The following is a 21,710-nucleotide window of genomic DNA, read 5'->3' on the forward strand; positions in this document are numbered from 1 at the left end:
GAAATCGGGATGTAGCGTTGCTTCTGCATGTTTACAAGAGGGTGAAGCGACCGCAATCTCACAATCAGGAGTTAAGAAGAATCCTAAACTGATACATAAAACAAATTATACAGTATGAATAAAAGATGGCAACTGTTGCTGGGAATAATCCTTAGTACACAACTGGCTTTTGCACAGGGTGAACAACAGGGTAAAAAAGACTGGCTGGTTACACCGGTTAAGGACAAAGCTACGGTACTGGTCACTGCCAATGGAAAGGATATTACTTTATCTAATGGTCTGGTAAAAAGATCCTTCCGCATTTCGCCCAATGTAGCCTGTTTTGATTACCAGAATCTGAGCAATGGCCAGCAGTTACTGCGTGCAGTAAAACCAGAAGCAATAGTGGGACTGAACGGAAAGGAGTATAATGTTGGCGGCCTTTACGGACAAAAAGAAAATGCCTACCTCCTGCCTGCATGGCTGGAAAACTTTACTGCTGGCAGTAATGATTTCCAGTACTATAAACATGAAATTACAGACATCACTCCCCGGATTAAATGGAAAGCTACCTATTGGGCTGCAAATAAAAAGCAGGCTACGGGAAAGCATCTTACCTTCTTTTACAAGGCGGGTGCTGGTGACGTACAAGGAGTTACAGTAAAGGTGCACTACGCGATATATGATGGCATGCCATTGATCACCAAATGGCTCACTATTGAAAACAATACGGGCAAAGCAATTGCGGTGAACCGGGTGGTAAATGAAACACTGGCCCTGGTAGAAGAAGAAAGTGCAGTTATTGGTACACCTGAACAACTGAAGAAACCACAGGGCATTTATTTTGAAACCAACTTTGCGTTTAATAATGCCATGCAATATAATGTGAGTGATCAGACTACACATTGGAAAATGGACTCAGCCTATACCTCCCAGGTAAATTTTAATAATACTACGCCTTGCTTGCTGGAAGTATATCCGGCCAAAGTAACGGATGTGATATTGAAAGCCGGAGAAGGATTTACTTCTGTAGGCACCAATGAATTGCTGATGGACAGTTATGACCGCGAGCGCAGGGGCCTTGCGGTGAGAAAGATGTACAGGATGATTGCTCCCTGGACTACAGGTAACCCTATCTTCATGCACCTGGTAAGCAAAAATGATGAGCAGGTAAAAGAAGCAATAGACCAATGTGCTGCCACTGGTTATGAAGCACTGATCCTGAGCTTTGGAAGCCATGTGGATATGGAAGACACTTCAGCAGCAAATATTGCACGCTGGAAGAAAAATGCGGCCTATGCACACAGCAAGGGGATTATGATAGGAGGATATTCCTTATTCAGTTCCCGCCGTATCAGTGATAAGGATGATGTGATCAGCCCGGAAACCGGTAAGCCCGGTGGTGCCTTTTTCGGCAATGCGCCTTGCTTCGGCAGTGAATGGGGATTGGCTTATCGCGATAAGATCAAATACTTTATCAAAAGTACTGGTTTTGATATCTGGGAAAATGACGGTCCTTATCCTGGTGATGTTTGTGCTTCTACTACACATCCTGGCCACAAAGGACTGGAAGACTCCCAATGGCGCCAAATGGAAATACAAAAAGAATTATACAGATGGCTTAATGAACAGGGGGTATATATTAATGCGCCCGACTGGTATTTTCTGGACGGCACGCATAAAATTGGCCTTGGCTACAAAGAGGTGAATTTTTCTTTATCCCGCGACCAACAGAAAATACTGAACAGGCAGAACATCTTTGACGGTACCTGGGAAAAAACACCTTCTATGGGATGGGGATTTGTACCGCTTACCCGTTACCAGGGTGGTGGACCAGAAGCAATTCTGGAACCATTAAAAGATCACCTGGATGATTATAAACAACTGATGTTTCAATACTATGGGGCTGGTATACAGGCCTGCTACCGGGGGCCACGTTTATATGATTCAGAAGCAACGAAAAAAGTAGTGGCTGATATGATCAGCTGGTATAAACAATACCGGGATATTCTGAATGCTGATGTGATCCACTTACGCAGAGCAGATGGCCGCGACTGGGATGGTATCCTGCATGCCAACTCCCAACTGAAGGAAAAAGGATTCCTCATCCTTTACAATCCCCTGAAAACAAGTATTACCAGAACTATTACAGTACCGCTGTACTACACAGGGCTTACTGCAACGGCTAAAGTAAAAGAACAGGGTAAAACAATAAAAACCTATCCGCTGAACCGTGGCTTCGAAATTACGATGACGGTGACACTGGCGCCGGAAAGTTATAACTGGTGGGTGATTGAATAGGAAATGCATAAATAAAGAATCCGCAAATACTTTTACTAAAGTGTTTGCGGATTTTTTATTGCGGGATAGCGTATCAATGCCTTATTCTCCTTTCAGGCTCTTTATTGGATTTACCAGTATAGCTTTAATACTCTGGTAGCTGATGGTCAGCATTGTGATGCAAATGATCAGCAAAACAGCGAGCAGTAACATCCACCATGCCATATCAATCCGGTAAGCAAATTGTTCCAGCCAGGCGTTCATAGCCCACCAGGCTACCGGGGATGCGATAAGGAAAGCAATGAGGGCAAGCATAACCACCTCCCTGGATAATAGTGAAAACAAGGAGAGCATGCCTGCGCCCAATACCTTCCGTATGCCAATCTCTTTGGTCCGCTGCTCTGCTGTAAACATGGCCAGGCCCAGTAATCCCAGGCAGGATATGAATATGGCCAGCGCGGAAAAGCAGGCAGATAGCTTGCTTACAATGGCTTCACTTCGATATAATTTATGATAGGCGTCATCAGAAAAAGAATAGGTGAATGGAAATTTAGGGTTTAATGTTTTACATATTTTTTCCAGACTGGCCACAGCTTGTTGGGTTTTGCCGGCTGCTGTACGGATAAGGATATGTCCATACTGTTCTGTTTCACCATTTCTCAGGATAAGGGGTAAGATAGGGTGGTGTAAAGAAGAAAAATGAAAATCTTTGAGCACACCTACGATCGTCCCTTTTTTCCCCCATACGGTCAAAGATTTGCCGATAGGATCCTGATAACCTATTACTTTCAGGGCGGCCTCATTTACCAGGTAACCGAAAGAGTCTGAGGCAAAGGCGGGGGAAAGGTCCCTCCCTGCTACAAGCTTTAAATGCATCGTTTTTACAAAATCATACCCGGTAGCAGTTTGTGTAAACATAGGGCTGGTGTTGGGAACTTTATTATCCCATTCCACACCATAGGTGCTACTGCCTATTGCCGTAGGGGTTTCTCCTATACGGGATACCATTTGAATGCCAGGTGTATTCATCGCTTCCTGTTTAAATACACTGTATTTTTCTGCAAGATTACCCTCCAGCGGTACATAAATCAGGTTTTCCCTGTCATAACCAAGATGGGTTTGCTGAATGTAATTGACCTGTCTGGAAACAACAATCGTCCCGGTAATGAAGAGGATAGAAAGCACAAACTGAAAAACCACCAAGCCCTTTCGCAATCTCACGGTGTTGTGACCCGATTTCAATGATCCTTTTAAAATCTTTATTGGTTGAAAAGAGGAGAGTAAAATGGCTGGATAACTCCCGGCAGCCAGTCCCGTGATCATCGTCAGGCAGAGCAGGCTGATCCAGAAGTAGATATTCGCATATGGGAACATAATGTGTTTGCCGCTCAGCTGATTGAAAAGGGGCAGCAGCGCATAAACCAGTATCAATGCTAATGAAACAGACAATACCGTGATCAGCATAGCCTCGCTTAAAAACTGCCACAGGAGTGTTGGCCGCGCAGCTCCCGCTACTTTACGGATACCAATTTCCTTGGCCCGCTTGGTAGAACGGGCTGTCGTGAGATTCATGAAATTGATACAGGCAATCAACAAAATGAAAATAGCTACCACACTGAAGAGCTTAACATAGGCGATGCGCCCACCGGAAATATGCCCAGCGGTAAAATTACCATGCAGGTAGCTGTCGCCGAAACGTTGTATATCCAGCTCTGTGCGATGAGTGGGCGTATCATACTTAGCCAGCAAATGTTTGATCTTGGTAGCCACTAGCTGTGGATCCGCATCTTTGCGCAACAGGATCAGGGTATTAGGTCCTACATTTCCCCAATCCTTGGCCCAGTTATTTTCTGTAAGGAAGGTAGACCAGTCGATCAGGCAATCAAACCTGGCGGAAATATTTTCAGGCAAATCTTTAAATACCCCGGTAATCGTTAAGTCCTTCCTGTTATCATAGCGGAGTGATTGACCAATGGCGGCATCTGCACTGCCAAAAAATGCTTTGGCCATTTTCTCTGAGATACAAAGGCTTCCGGGGTTACTGAGTGCAGTGGCTGGATTGCCCTTCAGTAAAGGATAACTCATCATCTTAAAATAATCCACCTCTGCATAACATGCATCAAATTTGATGATCTTATCAGCTCCTTCAAAAGTAAGCCGGTCAGGACTGTCATCTATCCAGGCAAAGTTGGAAGCATAGGCTATTTCAGGAACGGTACGCTTCATCTCTGCTGCCAGCATGCCGGGCGTTTTGTACCAGGCATATATCTTATTGTCTGCATACTGACGTTCGTACACCAGGTAAAGCTGGTTACCCTGTGCATGAAAATTATCTACACTCCGTTCATCCTGTACCCATAATAATATCAACAGGCTGCAAGCCAGCCCCACAGTTAACCCTGATATGTTGATGGCTGAAAAGGTTTTGTTACGGATAAGATTACGCCAGGCTATTTTGAAATAGTTGAAAAACATAAGGCTGAAGCAATTTGGGCAACCGTGTGCAGAAAACATTATGCCATTTAATAATCGCTTTATTAATAACTAATTATACAAATAAGATTCAATACTTTGTCCGCTTTTAGCACAAATGCCGTCCAGTTATGGACAACTGGCTGCTCCTCTGAAAAAGCGGCTCATGCGCACTTCTTCAAATGTCTCCTGCTTTCTAATTTTAGAATTGTTATTATTGTGTTGACTAACCAATCTAAAGACAGCATATTGTCGAACAATGTTTTACATACCGGCGAGGTACGCTATGACAGGGTAGCGGCGGGAGATGAAGGGGCGTTCCGGGATCTCTTTGACTTATATGTGCCCAGGCTGCAGGCCGTAATTTATCGTATTACTAAGTCGGCAACGGTAACGGATGATCTGGTCCAGGAAACATTGTTAAAGGTATGGATAGCAAGAGACCAGCTGGAGCTGGTGAGCAAACCGGATTCCTGGATCATCAAAATCGGCTTTTTTCTTGCACTTAATCATGTTCGCCGCCTGAATATCCACAGCAAGGTAATCGCACACATCGATTATCATCAACACCAGGAGGCGCCTGGAAATCCGTCAGGGGAAGCTACTGAGTTCCGGCAGATGATCCTGCTGGTAGGTGAAGCTGTCAGACAATTACCGGAAAAACAACAGCAGGCTTATCTGCTGAGCCGGGAACAAGGGCTTTCTATAGCAGCCATTGCCGGGCAAATGGGCCTGGCAGTCAGCACCGTTAAAAATCTCCTGGTAATGGCCCTGAAACATATCCGCCAACACCTTGAAAAAGCAGGCTACACCTACTTATTATTGCTTTTTGGCACTTTTCTCTAAAAAAAGATTGTCTTTTTTCGGTACCATCGGTTTATTAGATTGTCTGCTTTAGTATGGGGGGATGATCCTTCCTGTAAACCAAAATCATGCTGTCCGGTGGAACAACAAACCCGTTTACAATATTTATTGGAGCAATTGGTAGCACACACCGCTACTGATGAGGAATTAGCGGAGCTGGCTGATCTGGCAGGCAAGGATAATACGGATCATGCTATTGCTGCAATAGAACAATTGCTGCAACAGGATCCTGCAGCCTACCCGGAGCCGTATGATCGTGAAAAGTGGATGACGGTTGCCAATAACATACTGGCTGCTGATAAAATGGAAACTGTAAGAAAGCCTGTGGAACGGAAAATACCAGTCCTTCGCCGGTATCGTTGGGTGGCTGCTGCTGCGATACTAGGTGTCATTGCGCTGGGGAGCTACCTGTGGTGGCAACAACGGCCGGTGATAAATGTAGTGGTGGTTCCGGCGCAGGATGTACTGCCTGGCGGGAGCAAGGCGATGCTGACATTGGGGGATGGGTCAACGGTAGCATTGGATAGCGCCGGCAATCAGGTGATTCACCAGGGAAGTACCGCGATCTACCAGCGGCATGGGCAATTGCAGTATGAAACAGGAAATGGTGCCGGTGCTGTCAGCCTTAATATGCTCACTACTCCCCGGGGAGGGCAGTACCAACTGCGCTTGCCAGATGGGAGCACGGTATGGCTGAACGCTGCCTCTACTTTAAAATATCCTACTGCATTTTCAGATACCGGCCGTTTGGTGGAGCTGACCGGGGAAGCCTATTTTGAGATACGCCCGCTGTCAAATGCTTTAGCGGCAGGAGGCAACAAGAAGGTGCCTTTCCGGGTAAAGGTGAATAACATGACGGTAGAAGTATTGGGCACGGCATTTAACGTACAGGCCTATCCTGATGAGTCAAAAGTAACCACTACATTGATAAATGGCAAGGTGAAGCTCAACAGCAACAGTGAAACGTTGATGTTGCAACCAGGACAGCAGGCGCAGCTGGAGGAAGGAGGAAGGCTGAATCTGCTGGCAGATGCTGATATAGAACAGGCGGTGGCCTGGAAGAACGGCTATTTCCGCTTCGTTAAAACCGATATACAAAGTATCATGCAACAATTATCCCGATGGTATGATGTGGAGGTACGTTATGAAAAAGGCCTGAAACCTTATTCATTTGGCGCCATCATCAGCCGGAATAATAATATATCCCAGGTGCTTAATATGCTGGAAGCCACCGGAGAGGTTCATTTTAAGGTAGAAGGCCGTCAGGTGCTGGTAATGCCCTGAAAATAGAAATTCCATTTATCACCAAAAACAACATTTTATGCATTACAACGATACCTGATTCCACAATCGGCGATCTAAATAAAAAAACCAGGAACGTTGACGCGCCCCTGGTGGATGTGTATGGATTGTCATGAAACAATATTCCGTCTTACAGGTAACTGATTCTTTTAAAATCCAAACAGTACTGCAATTTATGCAATTAAACCATTATGGAAAAACCTTTCGGTGGAAAGGTCTTATCAACCAAAGAAGCTTCCTCGTTATGAAACTAACGGTCCTGCTTTTAACCGTTACCTGCCTGCAAATAAGGGCGAATACATACGCTCAGCATATTACGCTGAAAGAAACGAATGCTTCCCTGGAGAAAGTATTTAATGCAATCTATAAGCAAACCGGGTACCAGTTCGTATATGCAGATAATTTGTTGCAGCAGGCAAAGAAAATAAGTATCGATATCGAAAATGCACCTATCAATGAGGTGCTGGATGTCTGTTTTAAAGGCCAGCCATTTACTTACATGATGAAGGAAAAAGCCATCATCGTAAAAAGAAAAGCGCCGCCTGCCACGCCTGTAGCAAATGTTCCTGTGCCGATAAAGATTACCGGTGTGGTAAAGGATAAGCTGGGTAGCCCATTGATAGGGGTTACAGTAAGGGTGGTGGGAAAGGAAACAGGAGCCATTACAAATGAAAATGGCGTGTTTACCTTACAGGCAGAACCTATAGATTCCCTGGAGATAACCTACATCGGCTATCAACGCCAGGTGGTAGCGGTAAATAATCAGACCAGCATACAGATTGCGCTGGAAGCAAGTGCCGGCGGGCTGAATGAAGTGGTGGTAGTGGCTTATGGTGAACAGAAGAAAGCCAGCATTACGGGTGCAATTGCTTCTATACAAACCAAGGAAATCAAACAAAGTCCTGCTGCAAATCTGGCGGTTACCTTAGCGGGAAGATTACCAGGATTAACGGTGATTCAAAGTAGTGGTGAACCCGGAAAGGATGCTACCGCATTATATTTACGCGGACAGGGTACCCTCAATGGTCAGAACCCGGTTATTCTGGTGGATGGGGTAGAACGCGAATTGTCTTATATCGATCCCAACGAGGTAGAAAGTGTAACCATTCTGAAAGATGCTTCCTCTACTGCTATGTTTGGTGTACGTGGTGCCAATGGGGTGATTCTCGTAACCACCAGAAGAGGTGAAAAAGGAAAATCCCAGATCAGCTTTACGGCTGAAACAGGTATCCAGGATTTTACCAGAAGGAATTCCATTCTTGGGGCATACGATTGGGCAAGATTAAAGAATGAAGCCTGGCACAATAATAATCCGGATGCAGATCCCAATAATCCGGTGAACCGGCCACCTTATTCAGACTATGCGCTGGAGCGTTATCGTTTGCAGGACGACCCGCTTCGTTACCCAGATAATAACTGGCGGGATATGCTGATGTACAAAGTAGTACCACAAACAAGATATAACCTGAGCATTTCAGGAGGAGGTGATAAAGTACAGTATTTTGTAAATGTGGGTTATTTAAACCAGGCTGGGCAGTGGAAGGTAGAGCAGAAAGACTATGATCCATCTACCTATCTGAAGCGGTATAACTTCCGGTCAAATATTGATGCTTTTCTGAATAAAACTAAAACACTCAAAACATTCCTGAATGTAGCCGGCTACCTGGAAAAAACCAACTCGCCCTACCAGAATGAAATATTCCGCTATATCAATAACGAACATCCAAGTATCCTGCCGGGTCCACTGACACCAGATGGAGAAGTGATCGTTGGCTCAGGGCTATATAATAATTCCCCTTATGCTATGATTAACCGTAGTGGCTATACCCAGGGTACGAACAATAATATTACGGCTTCCTGGGGATTGCAGCAAGACCTGCATTTTATTACGGAAGGGCTCTCTGCAAAATTCATGGCTTCTTTTGATACCAAAACAGCTTACCGCCTGGCAGCCAACAGGAATTATGAGATCTGGACGCAGATTATGGATCCGAATTTAAAAGCAGTAGATGGTAGAGATAGTGTGTATTATACAAAGAACGGTGGAGATAATACTCCCCTGAGCCTTTCCAGCGGTGCCTCTTTTGAGTCTTTTACCAACTTCCAGTTCCTGGTAAATTATAACCGCACCTTCGCTAATAAACATACCGTAACAGGACTGTTAATGGGACAACAGGAACAAAGAATCCGCCCCGGTGATCCACTACCATACAACCTGAGAGGTTTTTCATCCCGTATCACCTACGGCTATAAGAATAAGTATTATGCAGAGTTTGATGCCGGATTTAATGGTTCTGAACAGTTTGCTAAAGGAAAACGTTATGGTTTCTTTCCCTCCGTTTCAGGAGCATGGGTGATCAGCAGCGAACCTTTTATGAGTAATGTTACTTTGCTGGATTTCCTGAAGCTGAGGGCTTCCTATGGAAGTGTAGGTAATGACAGGCTGGGAGGAAAACGGTTCCTGTACCTGGATGATATACAACGTGCAGGCGGGGGATACAGTCCCAGTTTAGGCAGAGGAGGTACCATCAGTGAATCTTATATCGGTAACCCGGATATCCAGTGGGAGATTGCCAAAAAAACAAACGTTGGCCTGGAAATAGGATTGTTCAATGAACTGAAGATCACAGTGGATGTGTTTAAGGAAAGCCGCGATAATATCCTGATAGCCCGTGGTTCTGTACCGATGCTGAATGGGGTATCTGCTGGTGCACGGCCTCCTGCCAATATTGGTATTGTAAAAAATCAGGGCTATGAAATTGAACTGAATTACAATAAGCGCGTGGCAAAGGACTTTACCATCTTCTCTAATTTGAACTTTAACTATGCCAGGAACAAAGTAGTGTTTGTGGATGAAGCTGAGAAAACAGCCGACTTTGCTGCCCGTTACCGCCAAACAGGCTATATGATCGGACAGAACTTCGGTTATATCGTAGATGGCTATTTTAAAGATCAGGAAGAGATTAACGGATATCCTGCCTATAATATCGGAAGGATACCCCGCCCGGGAGATTTTAAATACAAGGATGTAAATGGCGATAAAATAATAGATGAGCGTGACATTGCTCCGGTAGGCAATGCTGCAGTGCCCCAATATACGTATGGTGCAGCATTTGGGATCAACTATAAGGGAATTAGTGTTTCTGCATTATTCCAGGGAGTAGCAGGGGTTTCTAAATTCTTATCTGACATTGGTGTGTTTGAAACCTATGATTTCCGGGAGCGTATGTTACATGCCTGGACACCGGAACGTGCTGCGGCAGGAGAGGAGATCCTTTACCCTGCATTAAGCACGGGCCTGTCTGCCAGCAACCTGGTCAATACCTTTTACCTGGAAAATACCAGCTTTGTACGCCTGAAAAACGTGGAGATCGGATATACATTACCTGAAAATATCTCCGGTAAGATTGGTGCACAGTTAGTGCGCATTTATGTAAATGGGGTAAACCTGTTCACCTGGGATAAAATGAAAACAAAGGATTACGATCCGGAGATATCCAACTCTTATACCTATCCCGTTTACCGTGTGTTTAATTCCGGTATTAATATCACCTTTTAATTTATTCAACTACGTTTGATATGAGGAAGTTTCTTATAATATTTTTAGTATTGTTTCACCTGGTAATCGCTCCCGGTTGCAAAAAAGATCCTCTGGATATTACGCCGGATGGTAGAATAACCATTGAGGATGTGTTTAAAGATGAAATCCTGATCGAAGCTTATGCCAACTCGGTGTACAATTATATCCGGTTATACGGTTCCCGTTATTACCCCAATGTAATGCTGTCTGTTTTTTCTGATGAATCTCATGGCAGCGATGATCCGCAGGATAGCTGGTCCAATGTTTCGCAATGGTATGGTGGAATGCTGACACCCTCTTACAATCCGCTGGATGCCGGTACCAACCGGGAAGGAGGGATTAAGTGGAACGGCCAGTATTATGAAGATGGCTGGGATGCGATCAGGAAAGCCAATATCTTTCTTTCAAGGATAGGTAATGTGAGTATGGCAGACCGCAACAAACAAGCCAGGCTTACTGCCGAAGTCAGATTGCTGAGGGCCTTTTTCTACCTGGAACTGATTAAGATGTATGGTGGACTGCCTATTGTGGATAAACAATTCCCGGACAATTTTGATTACAAAGAATTAAAACGGAATTCTTTTGAAGAGTGTGCGGCATTTATTGTGAGTGACTGCGACTATGCGATCAAAGAACCTAATCTGCCATACAGGACCGCTATTGAGGGAGAGCGGGGCCGCTTTACAAAGTCAGTGGCCTATGCAATCAAATCTCAGGTACTGTTATACAACGCCAGCCCATTATGGAACCCTGGCAATGATGCAGGCAAATGGCAACTGGCGGCCGCCGCAGGAAAAGAAGCCAAAGAGGCGCTGGTGCAGAATGGGTTTGTGCTGAACGCGGATTATGAAAAATACTTCCAGGGTAACTCCAGCAATACCAACGATCGTGAAACAATATTCGAGATCAAGAATGCAGAAGCAACGTTTGGTGGTATCCTTTTCTTTATTAATGGGATCCCTACAGTGGGAGCAGCTTTAGCCGGTGCAGCTCCTTCCCAGGAATTAGTGGATGGCTATGATATGGCCAATGGTGAAATTCCTATTACCGGGTATAATGATGCAGATCATTTAAAACCTGTCATTAATACCGCTGCTGGTTATGATGATAACCAGCCATACAAAGACCGTGACCCCCGCTTTTATGCGAGTATCTGGTACAACCAGGCATACTATGGTGTGATCAATGGAAAACAACATTACGTGGCATCTTATCTGGGAGGAGAGGATGGCCTGGCACAGTTACGGCAGCGTACGCATAACGGATACTACCTGAGAAAATTCAATGACCCGGATTTAAGGATCGGTAATGTAGGTAATGCGCTCTGGAAAAAATTCCGGTTGGCAGAAATTTACCTGAACTATGCAGAAGCTGAAAATGAAGCTTCTGGTGCTACGCCTGCAGTATATGAAGCAGTGAATACGGTGCGGAGAAGAGTACATATGCCTGATTTGCCGGAGGATTTATCTAAAGAGGCTATGAGAGAAAGGATACGTCGGGAAAGACGCGTGGAACTGGTGTTCGAAGAACATCGTTTCTGGGACGTGCGCAGATGGAAAATCCTGGATAAAACGGATCGCCTCACTACAGGCATGGCCTGGACCAAACAACCGGATGGCTCTTTTACCAGACAGCGTATCGTAGTTGGCAGACGGGTAGCCTGGGCGGATAAATACCTGATCTTCCCCATCCCTTTAAATGAACTGAACAGATTGCCGGCGTTTACACAAAACCCCGGTTGGTAATAACAGGTAACGGGTCTGTCCAGGCCCGTTATCTCATTTTCACTTTTATTTATTCACCTTAAAAAGTAAATATATGCGTGCATATAACAGGATGCTTATTGCCCTCACTGCCGCTGCTATTACATTTGCTGGCTGTGAAAAAAAAGAACTGCCCCTCCGGACAGAGAAACCTATTGCGCCTCATAAAACAGATACACCTAAGGCACGTAATGCCGTCTGGGCACAAAGCGAATTTGTGCTCTCTACTTTTTTTGCGCTGCCAGGTAGCGGAGATACTGCTGTCTACAGGAAAATACTCACACAAACAAAAGAGGCGGGGATCAACCTGGTAGAGCTTACCTTCCTGAGCAGGCTGGCCCTGATTCCGGCCCTGGATGTGGCAGAGGCACAAGGTGTTAAAACACTGGCACAGGATCTGGCTTCCTTCAGCGGATTCCAGACAACTGTACCTTCTTTTACAGAGGATACCGTGATTAACAATGTCAGCTGGCTAAACAATTACAATATGCTGGAAGGCTATTATGTATGGGATGAACCTTTTACCACCACCCTTACCCAGGCAAAAACGCTGCGTGATTATTTCAAAGCACATGACCCCAGCCGCCTGGCCTTTTCTGTGATGCTGCCCAGCTATGGGCCATACATATGGTCAGATAGTACTTTCCCCAGATACGTGGATAGTTATGTATCCACCATCGATCCGGAGGTAGTATCGTTTGATTATTACCCCTTCCGCGAAAACCTGACCTCCACTACACTGATCACCAATGATCTCTGGAAAGATTTTGGTTATATTCGTAAAAAGGCATTGCAGGCAAGTAAACCGCTCTGGTTCTATTTTCAGGCGGTAGGCATGCAGCCAGGACAGATAAGTATCATGAACCTGGAAAGGATACGGGTACAGATGTATGCGGCGCTTAGCTACGGGGTAAAGGGATTAAGTTATTATACCAGTCACCAGGCTTTGATAGAAGATGGAACCTATGATAAAACGCCTATGTTCAACGATCTGAAAGCGCTGAATACCGCCGTGAAAAATGTGGGAAATTACTTATTTGGTAAACAGGCGGAACAACTTTATCACACGGGCGTGTCCAGCACAAACCGCACCAGATACTACCTGGATAATCTGAGTTCGTCTGCGCTGATAAATACAGCCCCCAATGACCTGATCATTGGCGTATTCGGTGATGCGGGTACCACGAAATACCTGATGATCACCAATAAGGATTTTTCAACAGCCAAAAGTGGTACTATCACACTTAAAAGCGCGAAGAAGGTAAGTGAGTTTAATAAAAGCGCGAATACTACTTCGGTATTGTCTACCAGTACTACCAGCATTACTATTTCAATCCCTCCGGGAGAAGCCGCATTATATATCATTGAATAAGTAAAGCACGACGCTTTTTAAACAAAACAGGATCAGATGAAAGGAAAATATTTTCAGAATAGCTCCGGCACCATGTTGTTAAACTTCATGGTGCTGGCTGCATTATTTACCAGTGGCTGCAGCCGGAAGGCCGCCACACAGGGCAATACGAAACAGCAGGGGTGGCAGCAACGGGAATTTATACTGTCCACCTTCCATGCAGTGGGAGGGGATACTACTATCTATAAAAAGGTATTGACAGCTACCAAAGAAAGTGGCATCAACCTGGTGGAACTCACTTTCTTGAGCCCCGATAAAGTGATGGCAGGTATGCGGGCAGCAGAGGAAGTAGGGGTGAAAGTGCTGGCAGAAGATATGTCCACGATCAGTGGTGTTGGGGATAAATTTCCTGCTTTTCAGGAGGAAACGGTCCGCAATACGATACAACAGCTGAAAGGTTTTAAAATGCTGGAAGGGTATTATATATGGGATGAACCACATGAAAAAGATTTTTCCAAAACACGGGAACTACACGACCTGGTGAAAAAGTATGATGGCAACCGGTTAGCATTTTCTGTTATTTTTCCCAGCTATGGTGTATATACCTGGGAAAAGGGGAGCTACGAATGGGCAGATAATTCCTACCCCAGATACGTAGATAATTATCTGAAAACAGTAGACCCGGAAATTTTTTCTTTCGACTATTATCCTTTCCGCGATAATAAGGCAGCAACCGATTTGATCAACAATGACATCTGGATGGACTTTGGCTATATCCGCAAAAAGGCGCTGGAACATAATAAACCGCTGTGGTTTTATTTTCAGGCGGTATCCCTGCAAAAAGACCAGCAGAGTATCATGGATGTGAGCAGGATACGTGCACAGATGTATGCGGCCCTGGCATATGGTGTTAAAGGGTTGAGCTATTTTAATTCGGCAGGCTCCCTGCTGGATGAAAAGGGTGGCAAAACAGCCATGTATGAGGAGCTGAAAACATTGAACACAGACATCAGGTACCTGGGCGATTTTTTATTGAATAAGCGCTCCGAAAAGCTGTATCAGACAGGTGTCAGACAAGAGAATAAAGCCCTGTACTTTCTGGACAGTTTAGAAACTTCTGATCTGCTGGCAGCAGCGCCTGATAACCTGGTCATTGGTGTTTTTGGTGATGGTAGTAATGCTAAGTATGTGTTGATCACCAACAAAAGCCATTCGGCTGAGGTAGCAGGTGAGGTGAAACTAAGGAAGCCTGCCAGCGTATCAGAACTGGACCAGTCACAACGTACCTTCCGTATAATAGCCCGCAATACCGTTTCAATTCCTGTAAAGCTTGCACCAGGAATGGGAGCACTTTATGTTATTAAAAAATAGTCTTCGTACAAAGTGTAATGATTATGTATAGCAATCACAGCAAAAATATAAGATTTCCGGCCTTTCTTCTTTTGATCAACCTCATACTTATTTTGCCAGCTTTTGGGCAGGTAAAGGTAAAACCTGTAGTGAAGGATCAGCTGCATGCAGGACAACCTGACCATATCAGCGGACACCTGGGCATGAAACTGGATGCGGCTTACCAAAACCGTATCCTGTCTCAGGATGACGACCGTCTGATCACCCCTTTCCGGAACAGAACAGAAGATCATCTCTGGCAAACAGAGTTCTGGGGAAAGTGGTTTACTTCTGCGGTGCTGGCATACAACTATCTCCCGGAACCGCGGTTAAAAAAGGTGCTGGATAATAGCGTGCCCCTGTTATTAAAAACCCAGACGGCGGATGGATACATAGGCAACTATGCAGATAAAAGCCGCCTGGAGCAATGGGATATCTGGGGACAGAAATATACGCTGTGGGGCTTGCTGGCGTATTATGATTTAACACAAGATAAAGCCTCGCTGATGGCGGCGCGTAAAATGGCAGACTACCTGATCAATGAACTGGCGGTACGTAAAAAATCAATTGTTCAGCAGGGGAACTATTTTGGGATGGCTACCACTTCTGTACTGAAGCCGGTTACCATGCTGTATGCAAGAACAAATGAAAAGAAATATCTCGACTTTGCTGAAGAGATCGTAAGGCAGTGGGAATTACCGGTAGGCCCGCAACTGATCACAAAAGCAGGTATAGATGTGGGCAAACGCTGGCCCTTTCCTGCACAGGCGGAATGGGTGAAACAGGGACAAAAGGCTTATGAGATGATGTCCTGCTATGATGGCCTATTGGATCTTTACCGTATTACAGGAAACAAAGCATATAAAGCGGCCGTTGAAAAAACCTGGGAGAATATCCGGGATACTGAAATTAATATACTGGGCTCAGGTGCTGCATCTGAATGCTGGTATGATGGAAAAAAACTGCAGCAGTTTGTAACCAAACATGCGAATGAAACCTGTGTCACCGTAACCTGGTTAATGCTGAGTGAACAATTACTAAAACTGACCGGTGAAACAAAATATGCCGATGCGATAGAGCAAACCTATTACAATGCACTGTTAGGGGCCATGACTCCTGATGGGGCCAACTGGGGCATGTACACACCTGCTATGGGGATCCGGTCATTGGGGAGCAATCAATGCAATATGGGGCTTAATTGCTGTGTTGCCAATGGTCCCAGAGGCTTGTATGCCATGTTACCTTTAGCAGTGATGAGTGGAGAAAACGGCATTGCAGTTAACTTTTTTGCGGAAGGGCATTATGAAGTAAAAGCGCCTGGTCAGCAAATGGTGGAAATAATACAACACACTGACTATCCGGTAAGCGGGAAAGTAAACCTGCAGCTGAAGATGGCGGCTGCACAAGAGTTTGCCATCAAGGTCCGTATTCCTGCATGGAGCATACAAACTACTTTAATGGTCAATGGTCAGCCGGTAACAGTTGCGAAGGCAGGAGAATATGTGTCTGTTAACCGGAAATGGGCATCGGGAGACAATATTGAACTGGTGCTGGATATGAGAGGAAGAATAGAAAAAGTGGGAGAGCAGCCATTAAACCTGGCTATTATGCGGGGACCGATAGTGCTTGCCAGAGACCTGAGATTGGCAGGTAATGTAGATGTGGATGAAACAATTACGCCTGTCCTGGCAAGTGATGGTACGGTGCCTATGGAGATAATAAAACAGGGTACGCAGAGCAATACCTGGATAGCTGTTACCATTCCTTGTATGGTAGGCTCCTGGAGATTGGGTGAGGAAGGAGTACCAGTAAATCTGACCTTCTGCGATTTCTCCTCTGCTGGGAGCACCTTTTCACCCGCTTCCCGTTATAGAGTCTGGTTCCCTCAGCTGATAGGTGCTGATTGGGGAGGGTAATGAGTTACTCCGGCTTGGGAGCTGGTTTATCTTTCAGTACCAGGAACAATCCTGTTAATACCAGTAAGATACCATAAACGGTAAAGCTGTTTAAGGGTTCCTGCATCATGAGTTTGGCAATAATAAAGCCTGCTATAGGACATAGAAATAGCCAGTAGGATGCTTTTACCGGATTTTCTTTTAGCAGGAACAGCCAGCACAATACGCCTATGATAGATACAGGTATGGCCAGCCAGGTAACAGACCACCAGAAGTCACTGTTATAAAGATTGAGCGCTGGTTGATAAACAGCAATTGTGAGTGGTAACAAAAGCAATCCTCCTATGATTGTTTGCCAGGCATTAATGGTCAGAATATTAAGGCCATCCCATTTTCTGGCAGAGAAATAAACGGCACCGGCAGAATAGGAGAGCATACTTGCAAACATTACGATGATACCGCCAATGGTAGTCGTACTGTTATCCATAGAGGGAAATGCAGCCAGGATCACGCCTGCGGTGCATAATAACAGGCTAAGCACCATGCGGAAGGAAACTGGCTGCTTCAAGAATATCACTGCAATGATCGTGATGAAAACCGGGTTGGAAGAAACGGCCAGCGCACCCAGTCCGGCAGAAACATTTTGCATGGCCAGCACATATAGGCCCAGGTAAATTGTAATGTTCAGCAGGCCATATATAGTCAGCTGTTTCCATTGTTGTTTCTCCGGGAGTTTATTACGCAGAAAAAGATGAGAGATCACCAGCATAACTACACCGGAAATCAGAAACCTGAAAATGCAGATCACAAAAGGCTGCGCTGCCTTTAATCCTATTTTGGTGGCAGTAGCTGCAGATGCCCATAGTATGGCAAATAACAGACCTGCCATAATAACGGTGAGCCATTTATTATTGGCGATAATCCTATTCACGCGGCGAAAGCTACGGCAAAAAAAACAATTCCCATATAGGCCCTGTATGGGAATTGATGAAAGTGGTTAAACAATGTTAAAAGCCATTTATCCGATGGTTATCTGTTAATCTGTGTTCCCAGGATGTTTTCTATTTCCGCTAGTCTGTTTTCTAAAGCAATATTTTTTTTATCCAATATTTCCTGCTTTTTATCCTGCGCTATAATGTAGAGGGTCAGCTCTTCAATTTTCTTAAGTAAAACTACCTGATTACTGCCCAGGTCAATTCCTTCTTTAGCTACAGTAGTTGCGGCAGGCATACCGGGAAGGTGTTTGTTTTGTTGTATAAATTGGGCCACAAAAGACAATGGGGGTAATGGATAGCTGGTTTCAAATACATAATCTGGCCATTCTGTAACGGTTACCTTTACTTTTCTGGCCTTAATATTGCCATTTACGTTAAGTTGTTTTTGTAGAGCAGTAGTACCTATTGTGATGTCTCCTGTAATGTTTCCTCCTGTTAATGCAAGATAACTGCTAGGGTTGAAATTACCACTGCGCCATACCGTTTCTGTAGTACCATTGTTATAGTAATTAAGAACATTGGCTCCAATGTTTAGAGCGTATTGAGTCGTGATAGTGGAAAGATCAGGGTGCCAGGTAATGGCTCCATATGTTTTATTATTGGCTATGGCGACCTGGCTTGTTGTTGTTGTTGTACTATTCAGTCTTTTTACAATAAATGAGCGAAAAGCATCTGCAAGTGGGTCAATAATCAATGAAGTGGTGGCAATATTTCCTCTGTTACTTACTGTTCCAAGTGTTTCAGGTTCTTGTGCATAAGCTATGCAGAAGAATAGTAACAAAGAAAGATGGGTTAAGAATATTCTTTTCATAAAAGTTGTGGGTTGTAAAAAATTAAAGATATGAAATGAGTAGCATACAGATCAGTAACTCCCATGGAGAAACGAACCGATTGACAGCTGCTTACTAATACGGATACACTTGTACCCGGGATGTTCGCAAATGCCTCAAAACATTTACGGACATCCTTTCTTATTCTTCGTTCAACGACATCAGATAAGCAGTGACGTCCGTAAGCTGTTGCTCGGTCAGATGAAGGGTAGCGGGATCCGGCATCAGCGTACCGGTTTTTTTCCGGCTGGTAATATCCGCGGCGGGAATGATAATGCGTTTGCCTGCTATATCTTTCAGTACCACATTTTTACCATCCGATTGAAGAAAACCATATACGGTATTTCCCTGGCGGGTAGTGATGAGCCAGGGTTCATATCCAAATACGATGGCAGCATTAGGATTTACGATGGCGTCCAGCAACCCGTTCTTATCAAATTTTGTCCTGATCCTGGTAAGCTCCGGGCCTACGTCATTGCCTTGTGCGGCTGCTTTATGACAGGAAGCGCATACTGCTGTAAATACTTTTTTGCCATTGTCTGCATATCCCTTCATTTTGCTGAGCTGTGAAATAGCATAGGTTTTGGCAACACCAGGTTTTTTAAAATAGTCACCTGCCAGTACCCGGACAGACTGGTCCGGATTGGAAAAAATGCTATTGCCTATAGTGGGAATAAGTGACTCAGGTAATTGTTTGCTGATCGCCATTTGTATCAGCATCTTTCCACCACTGCTGTCTTTGGCCAGGGAAGTGGCGGCGGCCTGACGGCTGGCTACGGAAAGGGTGTTATTCAACATTTTATCACGCAGCGCTTTTATCTTAGATGCCAGTTGACTGTCGTTTTGCAGAGTGTCCTTAACCGGCTTATAGGCAGCCCAATCGTTACTCTGACGGAATTGCAACCACCAGGTGGCAGTGGCTTTTATTACGGTGTCTTTTTGCAGGGTGAGCCGGGTCATGGCCTGATTAGCACGTTTACTGGTGATAAAGGCAAGTGCGGTCATAGCTGCTTTTTGCTGGTCCGGCTTCAACTGCCGGCTACCAGCTCTCTTTTCTAATGCTGCTACTGCTGCTGGTGGATGCAGGCGCCATACGAGGTTGGCCATCCGGTTGTCCCACAACAAAGGATTGTACCCATATTTAGCTAACAGTAAAGGATATATTTGCGCCGCTTTTCCGTCTGCCGCCATCCCCAGCGCTTCCAGATACCAGCGGTCCTGGCCGTCATAACCTGCTATCAGCGTCAGGATAAGTGGTTTGCTTTGTGCAAACGGAACATCCCGCAAGGCAATAGCTACTTCCCTGCGCACGGCGGCGGCAGTGTCATTGACCAGCTGCCTGGCATACGGCAGTATATCTGCCGATACTGCTTTCAGTGCCCGGAAAGCGGTAATACGTACGATATTATCAGGATGGGTCAGCAGCGTGGCTGTTTTTTGTATTCCCTGATTCCCCAGCTGTGCCAGCAACCATATTGCCCTGGCACGATGATAAGGATGGGGACTATCCAGCAAGGCAGTCACTTCAGGAAGCACCGCCGCACCTTTTGCCTGCAGCAATGCAAAACCGCTGTAGCGTACATTTACTGCAGGACTTAACAAGGCCTGTATCTGCCCTGCTGTATGCTGAAAATCTATAGCCGGTACCGTTAGCGGGTGATCTTTGGGGGCAATACGGTAAATGCGGCCTATGCCGGTACTGTCATGCATGGCATGCCCCCCCACAATAGGATCATACCAGTCGGCAATGTAAATGGCGCCATCGGGACCTACTGCCACATCGCTGGGCCGGAACCATTTCCGCTCATCTGTTTCCTGGGCATCCCATTTATAATCCTCCGTAGAGGCGGTGACGGAGGTGGCAAAATTAAAACGGGACATGGCATATCCGGCGCCCTGTGGGGTCGTGTGATAGCCAAAAATAACATTCCTTCCTGCATCAGCGCTGAGGAGCATGCCTGCAAATTGCGGGCCCAGGGCATCCGATTCATATACCACAATACCTGTGGGGGCACCGGCGCCGGTATTATCTCCTGCGGGAATTACACCGGGATCTTCCTGGTGCCAGTGTGCCGTGAAGTTACTTTGTCCGGGACGATGGTCTGCCTGCCAGAAACGGCTACCATCATTACTGAAATAACCGGCATTGCCGCCTTCCATCAGCCAGGTAGTACGACAGGTAACCACCTGGTCATCATTGTCATTCTGCCACATATTACCATAAGAGTCCAACGCCAGCTCATATGCATTGCGGAAATTATGTCCTACTACCGACAAGCTCGTGCCATCGGGGCGTATGCGTAAGGCAAGCCCCCCGGTCCATACCCGGCCATCATCGCTTTTTAATCCGGGCTCATTCGTGGTATTGTAAGGCGTGCCACCGGTATACAGACTGCCGGACCGTAAATGCCAGCCTGCTTTATCTGTTACCTTATGAGGACCAGCATTGCCGGTGTTGAAGTAAAACCTGCCATCCGGTCCGGCTGTAAAGGCATGTAACCCGTGATCATGATCCAGGCCCCCGAAGCCGGTGAGGAATATTTCTCTCTTATCTGGCCGGTCATCTCCGTCTTCATCGGTATAAACAATAACAGAGGGTGAGCAGGAAACAATCACCTTGTTGCCAATAACGGCAATGCCTAATGGAGAACGTAATAAAGTGTCCTCTACAAAAACTTTCGAGCGGTCTGCCTTGCCATCATGGTCCGTATCTTCCAGGATCATGATCCTGTCGCCTGCCGGATGACGCAGCTTACCTGCTGCATGATTGTTGAAATCGCGATAGTTAACGGCTTCTGTTACCCATATCCGGCCTTTATGATCAATGTCCATATTGGTAGGGTTAAAGAGCATAGGCGATGCTGCCCATACCGTGGCTTCCAGCCCTTCCGGGAGGTGCAGGGTATCTGATGGTAGTGCCGGGGCTGTTTCAGGCAGATGGCCGGTGTCGAGGGAAAGGGATGCTGCTGCCAATAACAGCATGCATATCATACTATTGTTCATAGCGTAG

Annotated in this window: 12 protein-coding genes; 8 read left to right on the forward strand and 4 right to left on the reverse strand. The window is 45.6% G+C overall.

What is annotated here, in order from left to right:
• The first annotated feature begins 114 nt into the window (after window positions 1–114).
• Window positions 115–2,280, forward strand: coding sequence for an alpha-galactosidase (locus ABR189_RS23610; protein WP_354662958.1), 2,166 nt, complete (start codon window positions 115–117; stop codon window positions 2,278–2,280).
• A gap of 81 nt (window positions 2,281–2,361) precedes the next feature.
• Here ABR189_RS23610 and ABR189_RS23615 read toward each other — a convergent pair whose 3' ends face one another.
• Window positions 2,362–4,734 carry an ABC transporter permease gene (locus tag ABR189_RS23615; protein ID WP_354662959.1) on the reverse strand — a complete coding sequence of 791 codons (2,373 nt, stop codon included), beginning with the start codon at window positions 4,732–4,734 and terminating at the stop codon, window positions 2,362–2,364.
• Between the two features lie 246 nt (window positions 4,735–4,980).
• Here ABR189_RS23615 and ABR189_RS23620 point away from each other — a divergent pair, with 246 nt between their 5' ends.
• The 7 genes from ABR189_RS23620 (at window position 4,981) to ABR189_RS23650 (ending at window position 16,896) form a co-directional block, all read left to right on the forward strand.
• Complete coding sequence (locus tag ABR189_RS23620; protein WP_354662960.1) at window positions 4,981–5,577, forward strand: RNA polymerase sigma factor; 597 nt, start codon at window positions 4,981–4,983, stop codon at window positions 5,575–5,577.
• A 96-nt stretch (window positions 5,578–5,673) separates the two neighbouring features.
• Window positions 5,674–6,879 carry a FecR domain-containing protein gene (locus tag ABR189_RS23625; RefSeq protein WP_354662961.1) on the forward strand — a complete coding sequence of 402 codons (1,206 nt, stop codon included), beginning with the start codon at window positions 5,674–5,676 and terminating at the stop codon, window positions 6,877–6,879.
• Window positions 6,880–7,141: 262 nt separating this feature from the next.
• Window positions 7,142–10,456 (forward strand): TonB-dependent receptor, encoded by a 3,315-nt coding sequence (locus ABR189_RS23630; protein ID WP_354662962.1) that lies wholly within the window; start codon window positions 7,142–7,144, stop codon window positions 10,454–10,456.
• 20 nt (window positions 10,457–10,476) lie between these two features.
• Complete coding sequence (locus tag ABR189_RS23635) at window positions 10,477–12,222, forward strand: RagB/SusD family nutrient uptake outer membrane protein (protein WP_354662963.1); 1,746 nt, start codon at window positions 10,477–10,479, stop codon at window positions 12,220–12,222.
• Window positions 12,223–12,295: 73 nt separating this feature from the next.
• Window positions 12,296–13,612 carry a hypothetical protein gene (locus tag ABR189_RS23640; RefSeq protein WP_354662964.1) on the forward strand — a complete coding sequence of 439 codons (1,317 nt, stop codon included), beginning with the start codon at window positions 12,296–12,298 and terminating at the stop codon, window positions 13,610–13,612.
• Window positions 13,613–13,648: 36 nt separating this feature from the next.
• Window positions 13,649–14,962: a hypothetical protein gene (locus tag ABR189_RS23645; RefSeq protein WP_354662965.1), complete on the forward strand. Its 1,314-nt coding sequence runs from the start codon at window positions 13,649–13,651 to the stop codon at window positions 14,960–14,962.
• A 23-nt stretch (window positions 14,963–14,985) separates the two neighbouring features.
• Complete coding sequence (locus tag ABR189_RS23650) at window positions 14,986–16,896, forward strand: glycoside hydrolase family 127 protein (RefSeq protein WP_354662966.1); 1,911 nt, start codon at window positions 14,986–14,988, stop codon at window positions 16,894–16,896.
• A gap of 4 nt (window positions 16,897–16,900) precedes the next feature.
• On the opposite strand, the gene ABR189_RS23655 is transcribed toward ABR189_RS23650, so the two are convergent.
• From ABR189_RS23655 to ABR189_RS23665, 3 genes are all read right to left on the reverse strand, one after another.
• The gene (locus tag ABR189_RS23655; protein ID WP_354662967.1) at window positions 16,901–17,806 is read right to left on the reverse strand and encodes a DMT family transporter; all 906 of its coding nucleotides are present in this window, start codon (window positions 17,804–17,806) and stop codon (window positions 16,901–16,903) included.
• Window positions 17,807–17,904: 98 nt separating this feature from the next.
• On the reverse strand, window positions 17,905–18,681 hold the full coding sequence (locus ABR189_RS23660) for a hypothetical protein (RefSeq protein ID WP_354662968.1): 777 nt from the start codon (window positions 18,679–18,681) through the stop codon (window positions 17,905–17,907).
• A gap of 160 nt (window positions 18,682–18,841) precedes the next feature.
• Entirely contained in the window at window positions 18,842–21,703 is a 2,862-nt protein-coding gene (locus tag ABR189_RS23665) for a PVC-type heme-binding CxxCH protein (RefSeq protein ID WP_354662969.1), read from the reverse strand.
• Between the last annotated feature and the right edge of the window lie 7 nt (window positions 21,704–21,710).

It is taken from the genome of Chitinophaga sp. H8, assembly GCF_040567655.1.
Classification (GTDB): Bacteria; Bacteroidota; Bacteroidia; order Chitinophagales; family Chitinophagaceae; genus Chitinophaga; species Chitinophaga defluvii.